Here is a 22,619-nt window from a genome sequence, read left to right as displayed (position 1 = left end):
TCAGGCAGCCTCGGCACACGCCACTGGGGCGCCATTGTGCCGGATTGTAGACCGCTGCGGCGACAAAACGCGCCACTTTGTCGGTGCTCCGGCTGTCAGCAGCTTGACTGCTTCGGCTATGATAGGCCCTTTGATTCAATCGGCCTACCCGGCCGGCTACCTGCATTCAAGGACACTATGAGCAAGCCCACTGCCGACAACGCGCCAAACGCCCCTGCCAAAGGCGCCCCCGCCGTCCCTGTGAACTTCCTGCGGCCGATCGTCCAGGCCGACCTGGACGCGGGCAAGCACCAGAGCATCGTCACCCGTTTCCCGCCGGAGCCCAACGGCTACCTGCACATCGGCCACGCCAAGTCGATCTGCGTCAACTTCGGCCTGGCCAAGGAATTCGGCGGCGCCTGCCACCTGCGTTTCGACGACACCAACCCGGCCAAGGAAGACCAGGAGTACATCGACTCCATCCAGCGTGACGTCAAGTGGCTGGGCTTCGAGTGGGCAGGCCCGGTGCGCTATGCATCCGACTACTTCGACCAGTTGCACGCCTGGGCCGTGGAGCTGATCAAGTCGGGCAACGCCTACGTCTGCGACCTGACCCCCGAGCAGGCCAAGGAATACCGCGGCAGCCTGACCGAGCCAGGCAAGAACAGCCCGTTCCGCGAGCGCAGCGTCGAGGAGAACCTCGACCTGTTCGCCCGCATGAAGGCCGGCGAGTTCAAGGACGGCGAGCGCGTGCTGCGTGCCAAGATCGACATGGCCTCGCCGAACATGAACCTGCGCGACCCGATCCTGTACCGCATCCGCCATGCCCACCACCACCAGACCGGTGACAAGTGGTGCATCTACCCGAACTACGACTTCACCCACGGCCAGTCGGACGCCATCGAAGGCATCACCCACTCGATCTGCACCCTGGAGTTCGAAAGCCACCGTCCACTGTACGACTGGTTCCTCGACAAGCTGCCGGTGCCGGCGCACCCGCGCCAGTACGAGTTCAGCCGCCTGAACCTGAACTACACCATCACCTCCAAGCGCAAGCTCAAGCAACTGGTGGACGAAGGCCACGTCGAGGCCTGGGACGATCCGCGCATGTCGACCCTGTCGGGCTACCGCCGCCGCGGCTACACCCCGGCCTCGATCCGCAACTTCTGCGAGATGATCGGCACCAACCGTTCCGACGGCGTGGTCGACATGGCGATGCTCGAGTTCAGCATCCGTGACGACCTCGACCGCACCGCGCCGCGCGCCATGTGCGTGCTGCGCCCGCTGAAGGTGGTCATCACCAACTACCCCGAGGGCCAGGTCGAGCAGCTCGAACTGCCGCGCCATCCGAAGGAAGACATGGGCGTGCGCGTGCTGCCGTTCGCCCGCGAGCTGTACATCGACCGCGACGACTTCATGGAAGAGCCGCCCAAGGGCTACAAACGCCTGGAGCCGGCCGGTGAAGTGCGCCTGCGCGGCAGCTACGTGATCCGCGCCGACGAGGCTATCAAGGACGCCGAAGGCAACATCGTCGAGCTGCGCTGCTCGTACGACCCGGACACCCTGGGCAAGAACCCCGAAGGCCGCAAGGTCAAGGGCGTGATCCACTGGGTGCCGGCTGAAGGCAGCATCGAGTGCGAAGTGCGTCTGTACGACCGTCTGTTCCGCTCGGCCAACCCAGAGAAGACCGAAGACGGCGGCACGTTCCTCGACAACATCAATCCCGATTCGCTGCAGGTGCTCAGCGGTTGTCGCGCGGAACCTTCCCTGGGCCAGGCCCAACCGGAAGACCGCTTCCAGTTCGAGCGCGAAGGCTACTTCTGCGCCGACCTGAAAGACTCCCAGCCGGGTCGCCCGGTGTTCAACCGCACCGTGACCCTGCGCGACTCGTGGGGCAGCTGAGGAACCTTCGTGCTTACCATCTACAACACGCTGAGCAAGACCAAGGAAGTTTTCAAGCCGCTGGACGGCAACAAGGTGCGCATGTACGTGTGCGGCATGACCGTGTATGACTATTGCCACCTGGGCCACGGCCGCAGCATGGTGGCCTTCGACCTGGTCACCCGCTGGCTGCGCAAGAGCGGCTATGAACTGACCTATGTGCGCAACATCACCGACATCGACGACAAGATCATCAACCGGGCCAACGAGAACGGTGAGTCGTTCGACGCGCTGACCGCCCGAATGATCGACGCGATGCACGAGGACGAGCGCCGCCTGAGCATCCTCAAGCCGGACCTGGAGCCGCGTGCCACCGACCATATCCCCGGCATGCACGCGATGATCCAGACCCTGATCGACAAGGGTTACGCCTACGCGCCGGGCAATGGCGACGTGTACTACCGGGTCGGCAAGTTCGTCGGCTACGGCAAACTGTCACGCAAGAAGATCGAAGACCTGCGCATCGGCGCGCGCATCGAAGTCGACGAGGCCAAGCAGGACCCGCTGGACTTCGTGCTGTGGAAGGGCGTCAAGCCCGGCGAGCCGTACTGGGATTCACCGTGGGGCCCGGGCCGTCCGGGCTGGCACATCGAGTGCTCGGTGATGTCCACCTGCTGCCTGGGCGAGAGCTTCGACATCCACGGTGGCGGCAGCGACCTGGAGTTCCCGCACCACGAGAACGAGATCGCCCAGAGCGAGGCGGCCACCGGCAAGCAATACGCCAACGCCTGGATGCACTGCGGCATGATCCGCATCAATGGCGAGAAGATGTCCAAGTCCTTGAACAACTTCTTCACCATCCGCGACGTGCTCGACAAGTACCACCCGGAAGTGGTGCGTTACCTGCTGGTGGCCAGCCACTATCGCAGCGCGATCAACTACTCCGAGGACAGCCTGCGCGACGCCAAGGGCGCGCTCGAGCGTTTCTACCATGCGCTGCGTGGCCTGCCGCGCGTGGCTGCCCAGGGTGGCGAGGCGTTCGTCGAGCGTTTCACCATGGCGATGAACGACGACTTCGGCACGCCTGAGGCCTGCGCGGTGCTGTTCGACCTGGTGCGCGAGATCAACCGCCTGCGTGACAGCGACCCCGAGGCCGCCGCCGGCCTGGCCGGTCGTCTGCGCGAGCTGGGGGATGTGCTGGGTGTATTGCAACTGGAAGCCGATGACTTCCTGCGCGCCGGTGCAGAGGGCAAGGTCGATGCCGCCGAAGTGGAGGCGCTGATCCAGGCGCGTCTGCAGGCGCGCACCGACAAGAACTGGGCCGAATCCGACCGCATCCGCGACCAGCTGGCCGCCATGGGTGTGGTGCTGGAAGACAGCAAGGGCACCACCACCTGGCGCCTGGCGGACTGATACTGCAACCGGGGCCGCTGTGCGGCCCAGTCGCGGGGCAAACCCGCTCCCACGTCGACGCACCTGCAATTGGGTGTCAACGTGGGAGCGGGCTTGCCCCGCGATGCTTTTCAGGCTGCTACTTTGCCGGCCCCGCCAACGGGCAATGCAGCACCAGTTTTGCCCCACCCAGTGCACTGCTGGCCACCTCCAGCCCGAACCCATGCAGGTCGACAATCGCCGCGACGATCGACAGCCCCAGCCCGAACCCCGCGTGGCGATGGCCTTCCTCGCTGCGGTAGAAGCGCTTCAACACCGCCTCGCGCTCATCCGCCGGGATCCCCGGCCCACTGTCCTCGACTGCAATATGCACGCCGGCCTCGTCCTCGCTGGCGACGATACGCACTCGTCCGCCTTCGGGGGTGAACTTGATGGCATTGCCCACCAGGTTGGCCAGGGCTTCGAACAACAACTCCCGGTCGCCATGCAGCGCCGCCAACTGCGCAGGCTGCTCCAGGTGCAGGCGAATACCGCCATCCTCGGCCAGCGGCAGGTAGAAGTCATGAAGCTCCACCAGCAACCCCTGCGGGTCGAGCCGGACGAAGCCGGCGCGGCGCTGGCGGTCTTCCAGTTCGCTGATGCGCAGCAGGCCGCGAAAGCGTGCCATCAGCGTGTCGGTCTCGCCAATCGCCTGGTCCAGCGCCGCGCCTTCAGCGGAGTCGCTGCTGCTTTGCTGGCGAATGCGGTAGAGCTGGGCGCGCAGGCGTGTCAGTGGCGTGCGCAGGTCGTGGGCGATGTTGTCACAGACGCCCTTGACCTCGTGCATCAGCCGCTCGATGCGGTCGAGCATGGCGTTGACGATGGCGGCAAGCATGTCCAATTCGTCGCGCCGGGCCGACAGGGGCAGGCGGTGGGTGAGGTCACCGGCGACGATCAGCTCGGCCTGGGCCTGGATTGCGCGGATGCGCTTGAGCGGCCGGCGCCGCAGCAGGTACCAGCCGGCAAAGCCAGGGATCAAGGTTAGCGAGATACCCCAGAGCAGGGCATCGAGGATGATTCTTGTCACCACGAACAGCGAACCGTTGTCGCGCACCAGCACCAGCCAGCGACCGTCCTGCACCTTGATCGCCACGGCATCGCAGCTGTCGCGGGGCAGGTGGGGGTCGTCGGCGTCCAGGCATCGCTTGAGCTCATGGACCTTGCCGTCAAGACCCAGCTCCGAGGGTATTGCACGGATGCGCCCGCCGATCGGGTTGAGCTGGGCGTCGAACAGGCCGTAGGCGTCGAAGCTGCGTTCCTCGAAGGCCTGGCTTGCCACCAGCGCGTCGTCCAGCTGTTTGCCGCTCATGTGGGCGAACAGGTGCTGGCGTTGCAGCATCGAGTGGCGGGTGAGCTTGTTCAGGTAGCTGGTGACCTCGAAGTACAGCACCCCCATGAGGATGCTGCTCCAGGCCACGAACAGGAAACTGTACAGCGCCAGCAGACGGCTGGTGGAGGAGCTCCAGCCCTTAGACGGGTTCGGCAATGGCATAGCCGGAGCCCCGCACGGTGCGAATCAGCGGGTTCTGGCCGGGCGAGTCGATTTTTTTGCGCAGGCGGCCGATGTGCACGTCGATCAGGTTGGTGCCAGGGTCGAAGTGGTAGCCCCAGACCTCCTCGAAGATCATCATCCGGGTGATCACCTGGCCGGAGTGGCGCATCAGGTACTCGAGCAGCTTGTACTCGGTGGGCAGCAGGTTCAGCGCCTGTTCGCCGCGGCGGGCTTCGTGGCTGATCAGGTCCAGCTCGAGGTCGGCGACCTGCAGGCGGGTCTGGGTCATCGGCACGCTGTTGCGGCGCAGCAGCACCTCGACCCGGGCGGCCATCTCGTCGGAGGCGAACGGCTTGGTCAGGTAGTCGTCACCGCCGGCGCGCAGGCCGCGCACACGCTCGTCGACGTCCGACAGCGCACTGATCATCAGGATCGGCGTGGCGATCTTCAGGTTGCGCAGGGTGGTGACGATGGTCAGGCCGTCGACCTCGGGCAGCATGCGGTCCAGGGTGATCAGGTCGTAGCCGCCGGCGATGGCCTTGGCCAGGCCTTCACGGCCATTGTCGGCCCAGTCGACTTCCAGACCGTGGCTGGACAGTTCGGCGACGATTTCCTGGGCGGTGACAGCGTCGTCTTCGATGGTCAGTACGCGTGGCATGCTGGTTCCTGGGCGGCGAGTGGAGACCTGATTGTGCCAAAGAATAGACAACCGGCGATTTAAGAAAAATTCATCTACGCAATACTGCCGTGGCTGACCGGGCGATGGCGCAGCAGTAAAGGAAAAGGGGCGTGCCATTGCTGGCACGCCCCTTTCTCATGACGGCACAGGCTTAAACGACCTTGACGATCCAGCCCGCTGGCGCCTCGACGTCACCGCTCTGGATGCCGGTCAGCTCGGCGTACAGCTTCTGCGTCACAGGGCCGACTTCGGTTTCGCTGTGGAATACGTGCAGCTTGCCGTTGTACTGGATGCCGCCGATCGGCGTGATCACCGCGGCGGTACCGCAGGCACCGGCTTCGACAAAGCGGTCGAGCTTGTCGATTTCCACGTCGCCTTCGATGACCTTCAGGCCCAGGCGCGATTCAGCCAGTTCCATCAACGACAGGCGGGTGATGCCCGGCAGCACCGAGACCGACTTCGGCGTGACGAATTCGTTGTTGGCGGTGATGCCGAAGAAGTTGGCCGAACCGACTTCCTCGATTTTCTTGTGGGTCAGCGGGTCGAGGTAGATACAGTCGGCGAAGCCGGCTTTCTTGGCTTCATAGCCTGGCTGCAGGCTGGCCGCATAGTTGCCGCCGACCTTGGCCGCGCCTGTGCCTTGCGGGGCGGCACGGTCGAAGTCGGAGATGAGGAATTTGTGCGGGGTCATGCCGCCCTTGAAGTACGAACCGACCGGGATGGCGAAGACCGAGAAGATGAACTCGGGGGCGGTGCGCACGCCGATGTTGTCACCGGTGCCGATCACGAACGGACGCAGGTACAGGGCGCCTTTGCCGTGCGGTGGAACGAATTTTTCGTTGGCCTTGACTACCTGCTTGCAGGCTTCGATGAACTGTTCGGTCGAGACGCGTGGCATCAGCAGGCGGTCGCAGCTGCGCTGCATGCGCGCGGCGTTCTGGTCGGGGCGGAACAGGTTGATCGAACCGTCCTTGCAGCGGTAGGCCTTCAGGCCTTCGAAGCACTGCTGGCCATAGTGCAGGGCGGTGGAGCCTTCACTGATGTGCAGCACATTGTCTTCGGTCAGGGTGCCCTTGTCCCACTCGCCGTTACGCCATACGGACAGGTAACGTTTGTCAGTCTTGATGTAGTCGAAACCCAGCTTGTCCCAGTTAATGCTTTCGTTACTCATGACACCCTCATTGCTCTTGCCCGAACACGGCGGGCTGCTTTTATATGCGCACCCCGCCACCTTAATACATCCGGCGCGGATCGGGAACTGTAGGAGATCTGTAGGAGATCTGTAGGAGATCTGTAGGAGCGGGCCACATGGTTCAGCGCAAGCGCCGGTTCCAGTCCCCGCCATGATCGCGCCAGCAGGCTTCTTCGCTGTCGAAACGCACATGCCAGGCCACATGGTCCAGCGCGATCCCCGCGTCGCTCAGCGCTTGGCCAGTCAGCGCGATCATCCGTGCCTTGTCCGTGCCGGCCAGCGCGCGAGCCTTGTCGGTGTCGTCGGTGAACACCCAGGTGATGCGCAGGCTGGCGGGGAAGTCGTTGAGGTCCACCTGGTGGGTGAGCCAGGCGAAACCGACGATCTCGCCCTGAGCAGTGGCGCAGGCTTCGGTCAGGCAGGCGACCATCTCCCGCTCCAGGCGCGCCAGGGCACGCTTGCCGCTGGCCATCAGACGTTGTCGATCTGCTGGCAGAAGCGCAGGCGGTTGCCGAACGGGTCGGCAACCTGCATTTCCAGGCCCCAGTCGACCGCCTCGGCCTGCGGGCGGGCGTAGCCGTAGCGCTTGGCCAGCAGTTCGCGCTCCAGCGCCTTGAGGTCCTCGACCCGGGCAAACACCGCCGAGCCCGGCGTGGCGTCGCCGTGGTGCTCGGACAGGTGCAGGATCAACCCGTCGCGGTGGATCTGCATGTACAGCGGCAGGTCCGGGGCGAAGCGGTGTTCCCAATCGAGCTGGAAACCCAGGAAATCAAGGTAGAACTCCCGGGCCTTGTCGACCGAGAAGATCCGCAGAATCGGAATGGCGGGGGCGAATTGCATGGGGGCATCCTTGGCTCGAAAAAGGGCAGGGTGGTCACTTTAGCCTACTTCGCCACGCCGGCAGGCACTTGAATTGCGCGTCCGGGCGCAGCCGCTCTGGTCCGCAGCCTTGCGGCATGACTGACGGTTCGAAAGTTTCATCATCGTTCATCTGCGCAGTTGGCCCGCTCCCTGCTATATCCCTCCAGCGAATATTGATCGAGTGGTCAGCCCGGCGCGCCCGCAAGCGCCCCGCGCAGGGCCCTCATCCGGCCGTCAGGCCATGGATTTCAGGGGTTTGAGGATGTCGTTGGCGCAGCAGATCGACCCACCGCAGGCAGACCCGGGCTGGAGCGCCCACCTGCAGTTGCGCTTCGTCCAGCGCGATGACGTGACCCGCCTTGGTGCGCGGCGTCATGTCGGACCTCTTTTGGTGCAGCGGCCGTTCTATCCGGAGGGTGCGCCATGCCATGTCTATGTGCTGCACCCGCCAGGGGGCATCGTCGCCGGCGACCGCCTCGAACTTGATGTCCACCTCGAGCCCGGCAGCCATGCCTTGCTGACGATGCCCGGCGCGAGCAAGTTCTACCGCAGCATCGGCCCCACCGCACGGCTCGCCCAGCGATTTCACCTCGCCGCCGGCAGCACTCTGGAATGGCTGCCGCAGGACAGTATCTTTTTCAATGGCGCCCGCGCCTGCCTCGACAGCCGTTTCAGCCTTGAGCCCGGCGCGCGCCTGCTGGCCTGGGAGACGCTGTGCCTGGGTCGCCCGGTGATGAACGAGCGCTTCGAAGAGGGCGCGCTGGACAGCCGCCTGCGCATCGAACTGCCCGGCGACCCCGGCCTGCACGAGCGCCTGCGCATCGAGGGCGGGCAGCTGGGCAAGGTGGCCGGGCACCCGTTGCTCGCCACCTTCTGCGCAGCGCCCGCCGACTCAGCGATGCTGGAGCGGGTGCGTCAGGTTCTCGACGAACTCGACACCCCAGCCGGCGCGACGCTGCTCGGCTCACTGCTGGTGATCCGCCTGCTCGACCACGACAACCAACACCTGCAACGCAACCTGCAGCGCCTCTGGCACCTGCTGCGCCCGGCCGTGCTTGGCCTGGCGCCGTGCCCGCCGCGCATCTGGGCCACCTGAGAGAGCCGCCATGGAGCTGACCCCGCGAGAGAAAGACAAACTGCTGCTGTTCACCGCCGCCTTGCTGGCCGAGCGGCGCTTGGCCCGTGGCCTGAAACTGAACTACCCGGAGGCGGTGGCGTTGATCAGCGCCGCGGTGCTCGAAGGCGCCCGCGATGGCCGCACGGTCGCCGATCTGATGAGCCTGGGCCGCGAGGTGCTGGTGCGCGAGCAGGTGATGGCCGGCGTGCCGGAAATGCTGCACGACGTCCAGGTCGAAGCGACCTTCCCCGACGGCACCAAGCTGGTGACCGTGCATGAACCCATCGTTTGAGGAGGCCGGCATGATTCCCGGAGAAGTCCAGGTCGCCGCAGGCGACATCGAGCTCAATGTCGGCCGCCAGAGCGTCAGCGTCAGCGTGGCCAACCATGGCGACCGCCCGGTGCAGGTGGGCTCGCACTACCACTTCTACGAAGTCAACGACGCCCTGGTGTTCGAGCGCGAGCCGACCCGGGGCTTTCGCCTGGACATCCCGGCCGGCACCGCGGTGCGCTTCGAACCGGGGCAGGCGCGCACCGTGCAACTGGTGGCCTACGCCGGCAAGCGCGAGGTGTACGGCTTTCAGGGCAAGGTGATGGGCGTGCTGGAGGGCAGGGCATGAGCCGCATTTCCCGGCAGGCCTACGCCGACATGTTCGGGCCTACCGTCGGTGACCGCGTGCGCCTGGCCGACACCGCGTTGTGGGTGGAGGTGGAGAAGGACTTCACGATCTACGGCGAGGAGGTCAAGTTCGGCGGCGGCAAGGTGATCCGCGACGGCATGGGCCAGGGCCAGATGCTCGCGGCCGAGGCCATGGACCTGGTGCTGACCAATGCGCTGATCATCGACCACTGGGGCATCGTCAAGGCTGATATCGGCGTCAAGCATGGCCGTATCGCCGCCATCGGCAAGGCCGGCAATCCTGATGTTCAGCCCGGCGTCACGGTACCGGTAGGGCCGGGCACCGAGGTGATCGCCGCCGAAGGCAAGATCGTCACCGCCGGCGGCATCGACTCGCATATCCACTTCATCTGCCCGCAGCAGGTGGAGGAGGCGCTGACCAGCGGCGTGACCACTTTCATCGGCGGCGGCACCGGGCCGGCCACCGGCACCAACGCCACCACCTGCACCCCGGGGCCCTGGTACCTGGCGCGCATGCTCCAGGCCGCCGACTGCCTGCCGATCAACATCGGCCTGCTGGGCAAGGGTAATGCCTCGCGGCCCGAAGCCCTGCGCGAGCAGATCGCCGCTGGCGCCGTGGGCCTCAAGCTGCACGAGGATTGGGGCTCGACGCCTGCCGCCATCGACTGTTGCCTCGGCGTGGCCGAGGAAATGGACATCCAGGTGGCGATCCATACCGACACCCTCAACGAGTCGGGCTGCATCGAGGACACCCTGGCCGCCATCGGCGATCGCACCATCCATACCTTCCACACCGAAGGGGCGGGCGGCGGCCACGCGCCGGACATCATCCGCGCGGCGGGCCAGGCCAACGTGCTGCCGTCCTCGACCAACCCGACACTGCCCTACACCGTGAACACGGTGGACGAGCACCTGGACATGCTCATGGTCTGCCACCACCTGGACCCGAGCATCGCCGAGGACGTCGCCTTCGCCGAGTCGCGCATCCGCCGCGAGACCATTGCCGCCGAGGACATCCTCCACGACTTGGGCGCCTTCGCCATGACCTCGTCCGACTCCCAGGCCATGGGGCGGGTCGGTGAGGTGGTGCTGCGCACCTGGCAGGTGGCGCACCAGATGAAGCTGCGCCGCGGCCCGTTGGCCCCGGACAGCAGCTACAGCGACAACTTCCGGGTCAAGCGCTACATCGCCAAGTACACCCTCAACCCGGCGCTGACCCACGGCATCGCCCACGAGGTCGGCTCGGTGGAGGTGGGCAAGCTGGCCGACCTGGTGCTGTGGGCGCCGGCGTTCTTCGCGGTCAAGCCAGCGCTGGTGCTCAAGGGCGGGATGATTGCCACGGCGCCGATGGGCGATATCAACGGCTCGATCCCGACCCCGCAACCGGTGCACTACCGGCCGATGTTCGGCGCCCTGGGCGCGGCCCGGCATGCCACGCGCATGACCTTCCTGCCCCAGGCCGCACTGGACCGTGGCCTACCCGAGCAACTGAAGCTGCAGAGCCTGATCGGTGTGGCCCACGGTTGCCGGCGGGTACGCAAGGCCGACATGGTCCACAACACCCTGCAACCGCTGATCGAAGTCGACGCGCAGACCTACCAGGTTCGCGCCGATGGCGAGCTGCTGGTGTGCGAGCCGGCGCACGAGTTGCCGCTGGCGCAGCGTTATTTCCTGTTCTGAAGGAGCGAACATGATTGTCCTCACCCGTCGGATCACTGAGTCCGAAGCCATCACCGGCACCGTCACCCTGGATGTCGACAGCCGCATCAAGAGCCGCCTGCGCGTCACCCTGGACGATGGTCGCGAGGCTGGGCTGATGCTCGAGCGCGGCCATCTGCTGCGAGGCGGCGAACTGCTGGCCGATGCTGAAGGCCAGCAGGTCATTCGCGTGCTCGCTGCTCCCGAGACGGTCTCGACTGTGCGCTGCGCCGATCCGCTCCTGCTGGCCCGCGCCGCCTACCACCTGGGCAACCGCCACGTACCGCTGCAGATCGAGCCGGGCCTGTTGCGCTTCCAGCACGACCATGTGCTCGACGACATGCTGCGTGGCCTGGGGCTGGAGGTGGTGGCCGAACAGGCACCGTTCGAGCCCGAGGCCGGCGCCTACCAGAGCGCACCTCACAGCCATTCCCACGGCCATGACCACCCGTTCGTGCGCCTGCCAGCCCATTCCTGACCTCACCCTGGAGCCCACAATGAAAAAGACGTTCGCCCTGGTACTGCTGATGGTGGCCTTGCCGGCCTTCGCCCATCCCGGCCATGACAGCAACCCGTTGCAGGATGGCCTGCTGCACCCGCTGACCGGCCTCGATCACTTGCTGATGCTGCTTGGCACCGGCGTACTCGCCGCCCTCACGCGACGCAACCTGACCTTGCCATTGGCGACCCTGGCCGCGATGTTCGGCGGCGCGGTGTGTGGCCATCTGTTCGGCGATGTGGTCGGCATGGAGCAGATGATCCTCGGCTCGCTGCTGGTGGCCGCCGCCGCCATGCTGTTGCCGAGCCGTCAGCTGCTGCTGTCGCTGATCATGCCGGTATTCGCCCTGTTCCACGGTTGGGCCCATGGCGTGGAAGCCACCCCCAGCGCGTTCTGGCAGTTCAGTGCCGGTTTCGTCACGGTCAGCGGCCTGCTGCTGGCGGCGGGCTTTGGCGTCGGTTGCCTGCTGCGGCGCCATGCCGGCCTGCAGAAGGCCTTCGGCGGCGGTCTGCTGGCGGGCGCTGCGCTGGTGCTGGCCGGCTGATGCACAGCGACCTGGCGCTGCTGCGCTTGCTGCAGTTGGCCAGCCCCGGCTTGCCGGTGGGCGGCTTCACCTACTCGCAAGGCCTGGAATGGGCCGTGGAAGCCGGTTGGGTGAAGGACGCCAAAGGCTTCGCCGCCTGGCAGCGCGAGCAGTTGCACGACACCCTCGGCTACCTCGACTGGCCGTTGCTGGCGCGCCTGTACAAGGCCTGCCAGGCGGACGATGCCGACGCCTTCGCGCACTGGAGCCAGTTTCTTTTGGCCAACCGCGAGACCGCCGAACTGCGCCTTGAGGAACGGCAGCGCGGCAGCGCCCTGGCACGTCTGCTCGATGGCTGGCAACTGGGGCAGGAGCCGGCCTGGCGCGCCAGCCTTGAGCTCAGCCAGCTGGGCGGCATGGCCTGGCTTGGGGTGCACTGGTCGATCCCGCTGCGCCAGCTCGCCCTGGGCCATGGCTTTGCCTGGCTCGAAGGCGCGGTGATGGCGGGGGTGAAGCTGGTGCCGTTCGGCCAGCAGGCCGCCCAGACCCTGCTGCGCGACTTGGGCGAGGAACTGCCTGCCGTGCTCGATCATGCCCTGACCCTGGACGACGAACAGCTAGGCGGTGGCCTGCCACTGCTGGCCATCGCTTCGTCGCGCCATGAAACCCAATACACCCGTTTGTTCCGTTCCTGAGGACTGCCACGATGCAAAACTACCAGCAACCCCTGCGTGTCGGCGTCGGCGGCCCGGTCGGCTCCGGCAAGACCGCGCTGCTCGAAGCCCTGTGCAAGGCCATGCGTGATCACTACCAGATCGCCGTGGTGACCAATGACATCTACACCAAGGAAGACCAGCGCATCCTCACCGAAGCCGGGGCCTTGGAGCCTGAGCGTATCGTCGGCGTCGAGACCGGCGGCTGCCCGCACACGGCGATCCGCGAGGACGCCTCGATGAACCTGGCCGCCGTCGAGGCGCTGGCGCGCCAGTTCGGCAACCTCGAGGTGATCTTCGTCGAGAGTGGCGGGGACAACCTCAGCGCCACCTTCAGCCCGGAACTGGCCGACCTGACCATCTATGTGATCGATGTCGCCGAGGGCGAGAAGATCCCGCGCAAGGGCGGGCCGGGCATCACCAAGTCGGACTTCCTGGTGATCAACAAGACCGACCTGGCGCCCTATGTGGGGGCGTCGCTGGAGGTGATGGAGCGCGACACCCGACGCATGCGCCCGGAGCGGCCGTGGACGTTCAGCAACCTGAAGAAGGGCGAGGGGCTGCAGGCAGTGATCGATTTCATCGTCGAGCGCGGGATGCTGGGGGTTGGGCGGTAGAGGGCAGCAGCCGTGAGGCCGAGCGCAGCCCGCGCGGCCTCACGGCTGCTGGCCCGGTACCTTGGCGCCGACATGTCCTCCAGTACTATTTCCCACAAGCTAGCGGAGTGCTTTAAAGCGGCGAAGTGGTCTTTTCCTAACGCTGCCTGGGATGAATGACAGATAGAGTCTGTCGGGCTGCAGGAGAAAATGCTTCGTCTGCGCTAATGAAACCAGAAATTACTGAAAGGACACTGTATGAAAAAGGTTGTATCGGCCGCGTTGCTGGTATCTGCAAGCTTGACCCAGATAGCCTATGGCAATGAGCCGGAGAGCTCTCCCAAGGGCGCTTCACCGTTTTTCCAAAGCAGCATTGCGCAGAAGACGCTGCAGGTTGCCGCCACGTTCATCGGTGACGTTGGATCAAGCGTATGCCCGGCCGGGACGGCTCGAAGTTCAGCCGGCGACTGTCAGCCTCCTATTGAGTTCGACTGATGTAACTCGGGGTGGGCAGCTCAGTGAAATGGCGAACATAACTGCATTCCCCTCAGGGCCGCAGCGATTGGCCAATGCATTGAAGTCAAAGAGAACCGTCTCATCTACACCCGCATCAGCGAGCTCTTGATGACCGAGTCCACCGCGGCAACCGTCCCTCCGCTAAGCGCTCTCTATCAAGCACATCGCGGCTGGCTCCAGCGACGCCTGGACTACGCCAATATCACCGCCCGCCTGCGGGTCAGTGAGCGTCAGTGAGCGCACGGTCAAGCGCTACATGGTCAGGGCGTGCGAGCATTGCCTGTTGGTGGCGCTGTGAACGCGCGCACTCAGGGCATCACCCTCCAACAAGTGCATTGCGGATGTCCCTGAACTCTCTGATTCGCCCCTTGTCCACGCCTGTGCGCCAGCGTGCAAAATGTGCTCGACATCGCCTACTGGCCTGACCTGGCGGGTATCGGCAACGGTCGGTTTCTGATGTCTAGCGGGCCAAGGCCTGGTTCGGCTTGTAGAACAGGAAGTGCGTCGTCTGGGCCGTCTTGCGATAGGCCTTGGCCCAGTCGGGGCGGACGCTACGGTCATGGAAATACAGGGCGCCGCCGGTGGGGTCCTTGAGCTGCTGGTTGAGTGCCTTGCGGGCGATTTCCTTGGCCACGGCGTAGCGCTGCGCTTCTTCCACCTGATCGGGGCGCCCGTCGCACCACCAGGAGAACTGGCAGCTCTTGCTCTCGACTCCCTGCTTGACCACCGCGCAGATACTGTCGGGGAAGCCTTCGTGGCCGAGGCGATTGAGCACCACGCTGGCCACCGCGCTCATGTCCTCGGCGTCGGCGCCCTTGGCTTCCCAGTAGATGGTGCGGGCCAGGCAGGTGATGCTGTCGTCCATCGGCGCCTGGCCCGCCGGGTCGACGGCCTGGACTTCGCCGGGAGTCAGGGTTTCCTGTTTTTTCGGCGGCGGGGCGTCCTCGACCACCTTCTCCTCGAGCACCTGCGCCTTGTCTTCGGCAACGGCGGCCTGCTGGCTGTCAGCGGCGGGGAGGGGGCCTGCGAGCAGGGTCAGGGACACACCGAACAGCATCCACGCAAGGCGCATGATCGAGACTCCGCGAGAGGGCTGTTCACAGTCTAGCCGTTCGGCTTCAATTCAGTGTCAGGCTCAGCACCAGGGGCAGGGTCGCGGCGGCGGTGATGGTCTGCAGGGCGATGATGGTGGCCATCAACGGTGCATTGCCGCCCATCTGCCGGGCCATCACATAGGACGAGGAAGCGGTGGGCAGTGCCTGGAACAGCACCGCCACCACCGCTGCCTGGCCACCCAGCCCGAGCAACCGGCACAGGCCCCAGGTGGTCACCGGCATGACCAGGAACTTGAATAGCGACGCCGCCAGCACCGGCCTGACCTGCTGGCCCAGTCGCGCCCCGCCGAGCGCCGCGCCGACGCACAGCAAGCCAAGGGGCAGCGCCGCCTGGCCCAGGGCCTTGACCGTGGGCTCCAGGCCGGCCGGCAGGCCGAGGCCGGTTACCCGTAGCAACAGGCCAGCCGCGCAGCCGATGATCAACGGGTTGGCGAAGATCGCCTTGAGCACTGTGGTCGGTGAGCTGTGGCGTGCGCTGAAGCGGGCGAATACCAGCACACAGAGCAGGTTGACCAGCGGCACGATGGCGGCGTTGGCCACCGCCGCCAGGGCGATGCCGGCAGTGCCGTAGAGGCCGGCGGCCAGGGTGGCGCCAATGTAGTTGTTGAAGCGCACGCCACCCTGGAACACCGAGGTGAAGTCGCCGCCGTCATGGCTGGCAACGCCCTGGTAGAGCACCAGCAGCAGGGCGCCGAGTAGGGTCGAGAGCATCAGCACGCCGACCATGCCCAGTACCGGCACGCCTTCAAGGTTGGCGGTGGCCAGGCCGTGCAGGAACAACGACGGCAGCAGCACGTAATAGCTCAGGCGTTCGGCGCCGGGCCAGAAGGTTTCGGCGAGAAAGCCACGGACCCGCAGCCAGGTGCCCAGGGCGATGAGCAGGATGATCGGGACGAGAGTAGTGAGCAGCAGGTGGAGCATGGCGGGTGGTCCGTGGCCGGGTACGGGCACAGACTAGCGGAGTTGAGTGAGCAGAAAAAACGGTGTTTTCTTGAGTGACCGTTGAGAAAAAATGCACTGTCTACACCGCTGCGTAGCGCTTTCGCCAGTATTCAAGCCTCGAGCGCGGTCTTCAACACCGCGCTCAGGTGCCGCCGCTGGCTCTTTTCATGTTCCAGCAGCACCATGCGCCGGGTCAGCTGCGGTTCACCGAAGGGCAGCACGGTGGCGGCGGGCAGCCGGTCGAGGTCGTCGTCGCTCATGGGGATGACCGCCACCCCGAGCCCCATGGCCGCCATGCGCGCCAGGGCCTCCTGGCTGTCCAGCTCCATCTGTTCGTTGACTTGCAGGCGCTGGCGGCGCAGTTCCTGTTCGATCTGGCGGCCGGCCCATGCGCGTTTGTCGAAGCGCAGGAACGGCTGGCTGGCGAGCAGCGCCGACAGGCTCTGACCAGCCAGATCCGGGCTGGCAATGGCCCAGAAGCGATCCTCGAACAGCGGCGTGTACTGCAGGCTTTGCGGGTAGGGGCTGACCGGTTCGGTGGTGACTGCCGCGTCGAGCTCGCCATCTTCGACCCGCCGGGCGAGTTCCGCAGACATGCCCGACACCACGCTGACGTGCAGCTCGGGGTGGTGCGCCTTGATCCACACCAGTGCCCTGGGCAGGCGCCGGGCGAGCACGGTGTGGATCGCGCCGATGCGCAGGCGACCGCGCAGGCTGGTGCCACTGGCCAGGGTGTCGGCCAGTTCGTCGTAGGCAGCCAGGATGCCTTCGGCGCGGGCCACCGCCAGTTGGCCGGCCTCGGTCAGCATCACCTGGCGGCGGCTGCGGTCGAACAGGGCGACCTGCAGCTCGTCTTCCAGGGTCTTGATGTGCAGGCTCACCGCCGAAGGGGTCAGGCTCAGCAGGTCGGCGGCGCGGGCGAAGGTGCCATGGCGGGCGATGGTGACCAGGGTGCGCAGGGCTTTGAGGGACACGCGGGGCTCCGGTTCGTGACGTGGCGGGCTCACCCTGTCGAGGGCAATAGGTACGATACGCGAATGCGAGCCTCAACGCCCGGGGCGTCCGTATGCCTGGCTGATGCGGTCGATCACCATCGCCAGCGCGACGATCGCCAGGCCCGCCTCGACGCCTTGGCCGACGTTGAGGGTCTGGATACCGGCCAGCACGTCCTCGCCCAGCCCGCGGGCGCCGATCATCGAGGCTACCACCACCATCGACAGGGCCATCATCACCGACTGGTTGAGCCCGGCCATGATGCTTGGCAGGGCCAGCGGCAAGGCGATGCGTCGCAGCCGTTGCCAGCGGCTGGCACCCAGGCCGTGGGCGGCCTGCAGCAGCGACGGGTCGATCTGCGAAAGGCCCAGCTCGGTCAGGCGCACCAGCGGCGGCAGGGCGTAGATCAGCGTGGCGAACACTGCCGGCACCTTGCCCAGGCCGAACAGCATCAGCACCGGGATCAGGTAGACGAAGGCCGGCAGGGTCTGCATCACGTCGAGCACCGGCAGGATCAGGCGCCGGGCCAGGGGCCGGGTGGCCAGCAGGATGCCCAGCGGCACCCCGATCAGCACGCACAGGCCGGTGCTGACCAGCACCAGGGCGAGGGTCTGCAGCAGCTTGTCCCACAGCCCGAGCATGCCAATCAGTGCCAGCAGTAGTGGCAGCATCAACGCCCGGACCAGGCTGCGGCTGGCATGCCAGGCCAGCAGGCCGACCAGCACCAGCAGCAGCCACCAGGGCAGCAGGCGGAGCAGGTTTTCCAGGCCTAGCAGCAGTTGCAGCAACTGGTCGGAGACGGTGCGCAGATGGTCGCCATAGTGCAGGACCAGCCAGTCGACCAGGCGGTTGACCCAAGCGGCGAAAGAAAATTGCAGGGCTTCGGGAAAACCACCGCTCACAGGCCGGCCTCGACCTTGGCGGCGTTTTCGGCGGGCAGCCAGGCCTTCCACACCGCGGGGTTGTCACGCAGGAAGGCGATCGCCGCGTCGCGAGGTTTCTGCCGGGTTTCGCTCATGTCGGCGAGTGCCTTGTTCAGGGTGTCGATGGGCAGGTCGACTTTCTCGAATACGGCGACCAGGTCCGGGTGGGCGTCACGAAACGCCTTCGATACCCCGATCGAGAGCTTGGCCGGCAACGAACGGCTGCCTTTGGGAGCGGGATTGGCGGGATCTGTGAGGGTGGCCCAGGCGGCTGCATCGAACGGGGGCTCTTCGAGGCGTACCAGGTCGTAGCGGCCCATCAGCGGAGTAGGGCTCCAGTAGTAGAACAGCACGGGCTTGCCGAGCTTGATCTTGGCGGCGATCTCGGCGTCGAGGGCCGCGCCGGTGCCGCTGCGGAAGTTGTTGTACAGCCCGTCCAGGCCATAGGCCTTGAGCTTCTGGCTGTTGACGGTCTCGGAAGTCCAGCCGCTGGGGCTGTTGAGGAAGCGGCCCTTGCCGGGCGCCTCGGGGTCGTCGAATACCTGGGGGTAGCGTTTGAGGTCGTCGACGCTGCGCAGGTCCGGCGCAAGGGGGTCGAGGTTGCGTGCCGGGTCGCCCTTTATGATGTAGGCCGGTACCCACCAGCCTTCCTCCGCGTTCTTCACCGTGTCGCCCAGGGCGAACACCTGGCCGGCCTGCTCGGCCTTGACCCAGGCTGGGCTGCGCCCGGCCCATTCCTCGGCGATCACTTGCAGGTCGTTGCGCGCCAGGGCCACTTCCATGCTCACGGTGCTGCCGGGCAGGGTGTCGGTGGGGTAGTCGTAGCCACGTTCGACGATCAGGCGCAGGATCTCGGTGGTCAGTGCGCCGCTTTCCCAGCCGATGGCGCCGAAGTGGATGGGTTGCTCGGCCGCAGCGGCGGAGTCGGTGCTGGCCAGGCCGAAGGCAAGGAGCAGGCTGGCCAGCAGGGTAGGAACTTTCTTCATCGGGGCCTCGTCGGTGCCGGTCCGTGGGTTCCGGCAAAAGTGTAGACGACGAGGCTTTGCAGCCGAGACCACCTGCGAGCGGCCCCGGCGTTTGGCAGTTAAACGCGGAACTGATCCATCAACCCCTGCTGCTGGTTGGCCAGGCTGTTGAGCGACTGGCTGACCCGTGCCGATTCGTTGGCCTGGCCGCTCAGCGACTCGGTCACGTCACGGATGGTGGCGACGTTGCTGTTGATCTCCTCGGCCACCGCGCTCTGTTCCTCGGCGGCGCTGGCGATCTGCAGGTTCATGTCGGTGATCACGGTCACCGCCTGGCCGATGCGCTGCAGCGCGGTAACGGCCTGGCCGACCTGTTCCACGCCACCCTGGGCCTGGCGATGGCTGCTGTCCATGGCGCCGACCACTTCCTGGGTGCCGGCCTGCAGGGCCTCGATCACCTGGCGGGTTTCCTCCACCGACTCCTGGGTACGGCGCGCCAGGTTGCGCACTTCGTCGGCGACCACGGCGAAGCCGCGGCCAGCCTCGCCGGCACGGGCCGCCTCGATCGCGGCGTTGAGCGCCAGCAGGTTGGTCTGCTCGGCGATCGAGCGAATGACCTCGAGCACCGAACCGATCTTCTCGCTGTTGCGCGCCAGGCCCTCGACCTGGGCCATGGCGCCGCTCATGTCGGCGGCCAGGGTATCGATGCTGGTGGTGGTGCGGTCGATTACCGCCAGGCCTTCGCGGGTGGCCTGGTCGGCTTCACGCGCGGCCTGGGCGGCCTGGGCAGCGCTGCGGGCGACATCCTGGGCAGTGGCGCTCATTTCGTGGGAGGCGGTGGCCACCTGGTCGACCTGGCGGTACTGCTGCTCCATGCCGGCGCTGGTCTCGGCGGCGATGGCCGCGGACTGGTCGGCGGTGCCGCGGGCGGCCTGGACCGAGCGCTTGACCTCGGCGATGGTCGGCTGCAGCTTGTCGAGGAAGCGATTGAACCAACCGGCCAGTTCGCCCAGTTCGTCCTGCTTGTCGTATTGCAGGCGGCGGGTCAGGTCGCCTTCGCCGCTGGCGATGTCCTTGAGCATGGCGGCCACGCCAAGGATCGGCCGGGTCACGCCGCGGGCCATCAGCCACACCAGCAGCAGGCCGGCGATGGCGGCGGCCAGGCCCAGGCCCAGTTCGAGCAGGGTGCCGCTGGTGTTGAGGGCGTCGAGTTCTACCTTGAGCGCCTCGGCCGGCCCGGTCAGGGCGCTTTCCGGTACGTCCAGCAGCACGCCCCAGGGCTTGCCGCCGGGGATCGGCTCGAAGGCGGCCAGTACTTTCAGGCGCTGCTGGTCATGGAGGATCTGCAGCTTGCCTTCGGCGAGCTTGCGCACCAGTTCCGCGCCCAGGGTCCGGTCGACCTGGTCGAAGCGCTGAGCCAGCTTGCCGGCATCGGCGCTGTAACCGGCCAGCAGGCCTACGGGGCTGAGGATGCCGACGGTGGTCTGGCCCTCGTAAAGGCTGCGGCTGGCGGTCTGGCTCAAAGCCTGCAAACTGTTGAGGTTGATGTCGATGGACAGGGTGGCGATGACCTTGTCGCCAGCCTTGAGCGGGAAGACGATGCTGGTCATCAGCACCCGCTGGCCGTCGATGTCATAGAAGTACGGCTCGACCACGCACACTGTGCCGGTGCTGCGCGGGCACACCCACCAGGTGTTGGCCGGCTGGCCGCTGGGGCCGATCTCGGTGTTGGCCATGTCGTGCTCGGGCAGCGCCATCGAGGTCAGCTGGCCGACCCGCGGCTGCGACCAGTACAGGGCGAAGCGCCCGGTCTCGTTGCTGCCCAATTCGCCCTGGCCGGCGAACAGCTTGTCTTTGCCATCCAGCGCGCCCGGTTCGAACACCAGCGACAGGCCGAGCAGGTCGGGGTTGGCCTGCAGCGCGGCACGCACCTGGGCAGTCATGTCCTGGCGCAGATCGTAGGCGTCGAGGAAGCGCTTTTCCGCCTGCTCACGCAGGAACAGCACCTGGCGGGCGAAACCGGCGCCGTACTGGTAGGCGTCCATGAACTGACGACGGATGTTCAGGGCCTGGACCTCGCCCTGGGACTCGATGCGCGACTGGGCCGAGTCGGAGAGCATGCGCATGCTGCTGGCTTTCACCAGGTCCGAACTGTGGTCCATGCGGTACAGCGAAAGGCCGACGAGCAGGGTGACGATTGCCGCCAGGCACAGGCCCGCCAGCAGGGTGATCTTCCATTGGATGGAGAGTTGTCGCAGCAAAGGCATGGGGAAAATCCCTTGTAATAGGTTTGATGCTGCCGACTGTGTCGGCTTGCTCGGATTTTTCTTTATTCAAACGTTCAATTAAACCCTGCGACTTTCGTCTATTCCCTACAAAGGGCCGCGGCGCAGACGCTTTTGACTTCTGCCGGTCTGTGCTTCAGAGTGTGCGCCCTTCATAACAACATCCCCTGGTCCGGCCACTGCCTGCGCGCAGTCTGTCGCCGGAATGCCCGCTTTTTGTCTGTCGTAACGAGGTTTGCACACCATGAATGCAGTGATTGCCGCGGTCGGGCTCATGCTGATCCTGAGCCTGTCCCGTGTGCATGTGGTCATCGCCCTGATCATCGGCGCCCTGGCCGGAGGCCTGGTCGGTGGGCTGGGTATCGAGGGCACCCTCAAGGCCTTCAATGGTGGCCTGGGTGGCGGTGCCACGGTGGCGTTGTCGTACGCGCTGCTCGGCGCCTTCGCGGTGGCCATTGCCAAGTCCGGCCTGGCCCATGCCCTGGCCGATCGGGCCCTGGCGATGATCGATCGCCAGGGCCATGCCGACGGTGGCAAGATCAAGTGGCTGCTGATCGGCCTGATGCTGGTGGTGGCGGTGTCGTCGCAGAACATCCTGCCGATCCACATCGCCTTCATCCCGTTGCTGGTGCCGCCGCTGCTGTACGTGCTGACCCGCCTGCGCATCGACCGCCGGCTGATTGCCTGCGTGATCACCTTCGGCCTGATCACCCCGTACATGTTCCTGCCGGTCGGTTTCGGCAACATCTTTCTCAACGAGATCCTGCTGGCCAACGTCGCCCGCGCCGGCGTCGACGTGAGCGGGGTCAATGTCACCCACGCCATGGCCATTCCCGCCGCGGGCATGCTCGCCGGCCTGTTGCTGGCGGTGTGCTTCAGCTACCGCAAGAAACGTGATTACGACCTGGCGCGGATCGAGCAGGTCGAGCAGGTCAGCGTGCAGTACAACCCGGTGACCCTGCTGGTGGCCGGGGTGGCGATCGCCGCGGCGTTCATCATCCAACTGTGGCTGGACTCGATGATCATCGGCGCGATGGTCGGATTCCTGATCTTCTCGCTGTCGGGGATCGTGCGCTGGAAGGACACCGACGACCTGTTCACCGAAGGCATGAAGATGATGGCGATGATCGGCTTCATAATGATCGCTGCCTCCGGCTTCGCCGAAGTGATGAAGGCCACCGGCGAGGTGAAGAGCCTGGTGGAGACATCAGCGCAATGGATCGACCACAGCAAGGGCATTGGTGCGTTGCTGATGCTGCTGGTGGGGCTGCTGGTGACCATGGGCATCGGTTCGTCGTTTTCCACCGTGCCGATCCTGGCGGCGATCTTCGTGCCGCTTTGCGTGCAGTTGGGCTTCGATCCGCTGGCCACCGTGTGCATCGTCGGTACTGCCGGTGCACTAGGCGATGCCGGTTCGCCGGCTTCGGACTCGACCCTGGGGCCGACCTCCGGGCTGAACGTGGATGGCCAGCACCACCATATCTGGGACACCGTGGTGCCGACGTTCCTCCACTACAACCTGCCGCTGCTGGCGTTTGGCTGGTTGGCGGCGATGACGCTCTGATTCCGAGGGGCCAGC

General features: G+C 65.9%; 22 protein-coding genes and 2 pseudogenes. 12 read left to right on the top strand and 12 right to left on the bottom strand.

Going from position 1 to position 22,619, the window contains the following annotated elements; translation table 11 throughout:
- Positions 1–177: 177 nt before the first annotated feature.
- Together LOY42_RS14445 and cysS are read left to right on the top strand one after the other, a co-directional pair.
- Positions 178–1,881 (top strand): glutamine--tRNA ligase/YqeY domain fusion protein, encoded by a 1,704-nt coding sequence (locus LOY42_RS14445; RefSeq protein ID WP_258598033.1) that lies wholly within the window; start codon positions 178–180, stop codon positions 1,879–1,881.
- Between the two features lie 9 nt (positions 1,882–1,890).
- The gene (gene cysS / locus LOY42_RS14440; RefSeq protein WP_258598031.1) at positions 1,891–3,273 is read left to right on the top strand and encodes a cysteine--tRNA ligase; all 1,383 of its coding nucleotides are present in this window, start codon (positions 1,891–1,893) and stop codon (positions 3,271–3,273) included.
- 118 nt (positions 3,274–3,391) lie between these two features.
- Here cysS and LOY42_RS14435 read toward each other — a convergent pair whose 3' ends face one another.
- The 5 genes from LOY42_RS14435 to LOY42_RS14415 form a co-directional block, all read right to left on the bottom strand.
- Positions 3,392–4,783 (bottom strand): HAMP domain-containing sensor histidine kinase, encoded by a 1,392-nt coding sequence (locus tag LOY42_RS14435; protein ID WP_139670916.1) that lies wholly within the window; start codon positions 4,781–4,783, stop codon positions 3,392–3,394.
- Positions 4,761–5,441 carry a response regulator transcription factor gene (locus LOY42_RS14430; protein ID WP_038706001.1) on the bottom strand — a complete coding sequence of 227 codons (681 nt, stop codon included), beginning with the start codon at positions 5,439–5,441 and terminating at the stop codon, positions 4,761–4,763. Before LOY42_RS14430 ends, LOY42_RS14435 begins: the two co-directional genes overlap by 23 nt.
- Positions 5,442–5,613: 172 nt before the next feature.
- Positions 5,614–6,633: a branched-chain amino acid aminotransferase gene (locus tag LOY42_RS14425; RefSeq protein WP_038706002.1), complete on the bottom strand. Its 1,020-nt coding sequence runs from the start codon at positions 6,631–6,633 to the stop codon at positions 5,614–5,616.
- 142 nt (positions 6,634–6,775) lie between these two features.
- Positions 6,776–7,129, bottom strand: a complete 354-nt coding sequence (locus LOY42_RS14420; protein ID WP_110699731.1) for a hypothetical protein — start codon at positions 7,127–7,129, stop codon at positions 6,776–6,778.
- The gene (locus LOY42_RS14415; RefSeq protein WP_046855821.1) at positions 7,126–7,494 is read right to left on the bottom strand and encodes a glyoxalase superfamily protein; all 369 of its coding nucleotides are present in this window, start codon (positions 7,492–7,494) and stop codon (positions 7,126–7,128) included. Before LOY42_RS14415 ends, LOY42_RS14420 begins: the two co-directional genes overlap by 4 nt.
- Before the next feature lie 283 nt (positions 7,495–7,777).
- On the opposite strand from LOY42_RS14415, the gene LOY42_RS14410 reads away from it, so the two are divergent.
- The 9 genes from LOY42_RS14410 (at position 7,778) to LOY42_RS14370 (ending at position 13,796) form a co-directional block, all read left to right on the top strand.
- Positions 7,778–8,611, top strand: coding sequence for an urease accessory protein UreD (locus LOY42_RS14410; protein WP_258598028.1), 834 nt, complete (start codon positions 7,778–7,780; stop codon positions 8,609–8,611).
- A gap of 10 nt (positions 8,612–8,621) precedes the next feature.
- Positions 8,622–8,924 (top strand): urease subunit gamma, encoded by a 303-nt coding sequence (locus tag LOY42_RS14405; RefSeq protein WP_139670924.1) that lies wholly within the window; start codon positions 8,622–8,624, stop codon positions 8,922–8,924.
- 10 nt (positions 8,925–8,934) lie between these two features.
- Positions 8,935–9,252, top strand: a complete 318-nt coding sequence (locus LOY42_RS14400) for an urease subunit beta (RefSeq protein WP_110699374.1) — start codon at positions 8,935–8,937, stop codon at positions 9,250–9,252.
- On the top strand, positions 9,249–10,952 hold the full coding sequence (gene ureC / locus LOY42_RS14395; RefSeq protein WP_102682313.1) for an urease subunit alpha: 1,704 nt from the start codon (positions 9,249–9,251) through the stop codon (positions 10,950–10,952). The genes LOY42_RS14400 and ureC overlap by 4 nt, the downstream gene beginning before the upstream one ends.
- Positions 10,953–10,962: 10 nt before the next feature.
- Positions 10,963–11,448: an urease accessory protein UreE gene (gene ureE, locus LOY42_RS14390; RefSeq protein ID WP_139670926.1), complete on the top strand. Its 486-nt coding sequence runs from the start codon at positions 10,963–10,965 to the stop codon at positions 11,446–11,448.
- 19 nt (positions 11,449–11,467) lie between these two features.
- On the top strand, positions 11,468–12,013 hold the full coding sequence (locus LOY42_RS14385) for a HupE/UreJ family protein (protein ID WP_110699368.1): 546 nt from the start codon (positions 11,468–11,470) through the stop codon (positions 12,011–12,013).
- Positions 12,013–12,687, top strand: coding sequence for an urease accessory protein UreF (locus LOY42_RS14380; RefSeq protein ID WP_110699366.1), 675 nt, complete (start codon positions 12,013–12,015; stop codon positions 12,685–12,687). The genes LOY42_RS14385 and LOY42_RS14380 overlap by 1 nt, the downstream gene beginning before the upstream one ends.
- Before the next feature lie 11 nt (positions 12,688–12,698).
- On the top strand, positions 12,699–13,322 hold the full coding sequence (ureG, locus tag LOY42_RS14375) for an urease accessory protein UreG (RefSeq protein WP_102682309.1): 624 nt from the start codon (positions 12,699–12,701) through the stop codon (positions 13,320–13,322).
- A 237-nt stretch (positions 13,323–13,559) separates the two neighbouring features.
- Positions 13,560–13,796, top strand: coding sequence for a hypothetical protein (locus LOY42_RS14370; protein WP_139670928.1), 237 nt, complete (start codon positions 13,560–13,562; stop codon positions 13,794–13,796).
- Between the two features lie 481 nt (positions 13,797–14,277).
- Here the strand turns inward: LOY42_RS14370 and LOY42_RS14365 are convergent, their stop codons facing one another.
- The 7 genes and pseudogenes from LOY42_RS14365 to LOY42_RS26650 form a co-directional block, all read right to left on the bottom strand.
- A complete protein-coding gene (locus LOY42_RS14365) occupies positions 14,278–14,889 on the bottom strand; it encodes a cell wall hydrolase (protein WP_198754561.1) in 612 nt (203 codons plus the stop codon).
- A 46-nt stretch (positions 14,890–14,935) separates the two neighbouring features.
- Positions 14,936–15,853, bottom strand: a complete 918-nt coding sequence (locus LOY42_RS14360) for an AEC family transporter (RefSeq protein WP_102682307.1) — start codon at positions 15,851–15,853, stop codon at positions 14,936–14,938.
- Positions 15,854–15,984: 131 nt separating this feature from the next.
- Complete coding sequence (locus LOY42_RS14355) at positions 15,985–16,848, bottom strand: LysR family transcriptional regulator (RefSeq protein WP_139670932.1); 864 nt, start codon at positions 16,846–16,848, stop codon at positions 15,985–15,987.
- 72 nt (positions 16,849–16,920) lie between these two features.
- Complete coding sequence (locus tag LOY42_RS14350) at positions 16,921–17,769, bottom strand: proline/glycine betaine ABC transporter permease (RefSeq protein ID WP_102682305.1); 849 nt, start codon at positions 17,767–17,769, stop codon at positions 16,921–16,923.
- A complete protein-coding gene (locus tag LOY42_RS14345) occupies positions 17,766–18,776 on the bottom strand; it encodes an ABC transporter substrate-binding protein (RefSeq protein ID WP_139670934.1) in 1,011 nt (336 codons plus the stop codon). The genes LOY42_RS14350 and LOY42_RS14345 overlap by 4 nt, the downstream gene beginning before the upstream one ends.
- Positions 18,777–18,874: 98 nt before the next feature.
- Positions 18,875–19,387, bottom strand: a pseudogene (locus LOY42_RS26655) (methyl-accepting chemotaxis protein); the annotation flags it as partial.
- A 393-nt stretch (positions 19,388–19,780) separates the two neighbouring features.
- Positions 19,781–20,698: pseudogene (locus LOY42_RS26650) on the bottom strand (chemotaxis protein); the annotation flags it as partial.
- Positions 20,699–21,284: 586 nt separating this feature from the next.
- Between LOY42_RS26650 and LOY42_RS14335 the strand changes: the two are divergent.
- Positions 21,285–22,604 (top strand): Na+/H+ antiporter family protein, encoded by a 1,320-nt coding sequence (locus LOY42_RS14335; protein ID WP_102682302.1) that lies wholly within the window; start codon positions 21,285–21,287, stop codon positions 22,602–22,604.
- Positions 22,605–22,619 lie beyond the last annotated feature (15 nt).

The sequence above is a fragment of the Pseudomonas sp. B21-023 genome, from assembly GCF_024749165.1.
In the GTDB taxonomy this organism is placed as follows: Bacteria; Pseudomonadota; Gammaproteobacteria; order Pseudomonadales; family Pseudomonadaceae; genus Aquipseudomonas.
Note: the sequence above shows the minus strand (reverse complement) of the source record. Positions and strands in the feature narration are given on the sequence as shown.

Coding starts and splice junctions, on each gene's coding strand:
- LOY42_RS14405 (WP_139670924.1), top strand. CDS start 8,622: ATGGAGCTGACCCCGCGAGAGAAAGACAAACTGCTGCTGTTCACCGCC.
- ureC (WP_102682313.1), top strand. CDS start 9,249: ATGAGCCGCATTTCCCGGCAGGCCTACGCCGACATGTTCGGGCCTACC.
- LOY42_RS14425 (WP_038706002.1), bottom strand. CDS start 6,633: ATGAGTAACGAAAGCATTAACTGGGACAAGCTGGGTTTCGACTACATC.
- LOY42_RS14445 (WP_258598033.1), top strand. CDS start 178: ATGAGCAAGCCCACTGCCGACAACGCGCCAAACGCCCCTGCCAAAGGC.
- LOY42_RS14370 (WP_139670928.1), top strand. CDS start 13,560: ATGAAAAAGGTTGTATCGGCCGCGTTGCTGGTATCTGCAAGCTTGACC.
- LOY42_RS14380 (WP_110699366.1), top strand. CDS start 12,013: ATGCACAGCGACCTGGCGCTGCTGCGCTTGCTGCAGTTGGCCAGCCCC.
- LOY42_RS14345 (WP_139670934.1), bottom strand. CDS start 18,776: ATGAAGAAAGTTCCTACCCTGCTGGCCAGCCTGCTCCTTGCCTTCGGC.
- LOY42_RS14400 (WP_110699374.1), top strand. CDS start 8,935: ATGATTCCCGGAGAAGTCCAGGTCGCCGCAGGCGACATCGAGCTCAAT.
- LOY42_RS14360 (WP_102682307.1), bottom strand. CDS start 15,853: ATGCTCCACCTGCTGCTCACTACTCTCGTCCCGATCATCCTGCTCATC.
- LOY42_RS14410 (WP_258598028.1), top strand. CDS start 7,778: ATGTCGTTGGCGCAGCAGATCGACCCACCGCAGGCAGACCCGGGCTGG.
- LOY42_RS14415 (WP_046855821.1), bottom strand. CDS start 7,494: ATGCAATTCGCCCCCGCCATTCCGATTCTGCGGATCTTCTCGGTCGAC.
- LOY42_RS14430 (WP_038706001.1), bottom strand. CDS start 5,441: ATGCCACGCGTACTGACCATCGAAGACGACGCTGTCACCGCCCAGGAA.
- LOY42_RS14385 (WP_110699368.1), top strand. CDS start 11,468: ATGAAAAAGACGTTCGCCCTGGTACTGCTGATGGTGGCCTTGCCGGCC.
- LOY42_RS14435 (WP_139670916.1), bottom strand. CDS start 4,783: ATGCCATTGCCGAACCCGTCTAAGGGCTGGAGCTCCTCCACCAGCCGT.
- LOY42_RS14335 (WP_102682302.1), top strand. CDS start 21,285: ATGAATGCAGTGATTGCCGCGGTCGGGCTCATGCTGATCCTGAGCCTG.
- ureG (WP_102682309.1), top strand. CDS start 12,699: ATGCAAAACTACCAGCAACCCCTGCGTGTCGGCGTCGGCGGCCCGGTC.
- ureE (WP_139670926.1), top strand. CDS start 10,963: ATGATTGTCCTCACCCGTCGGATCACTGAGTCCGAAGCCATCACCGGC.
- LOY42_RS14365 (WP_198754561.1), bottom strand. CDS start 14,889: ATGCGCCTTGCGTGGATGCTGTTCGGTGTGTCCCTGACCCTGCTCGCA.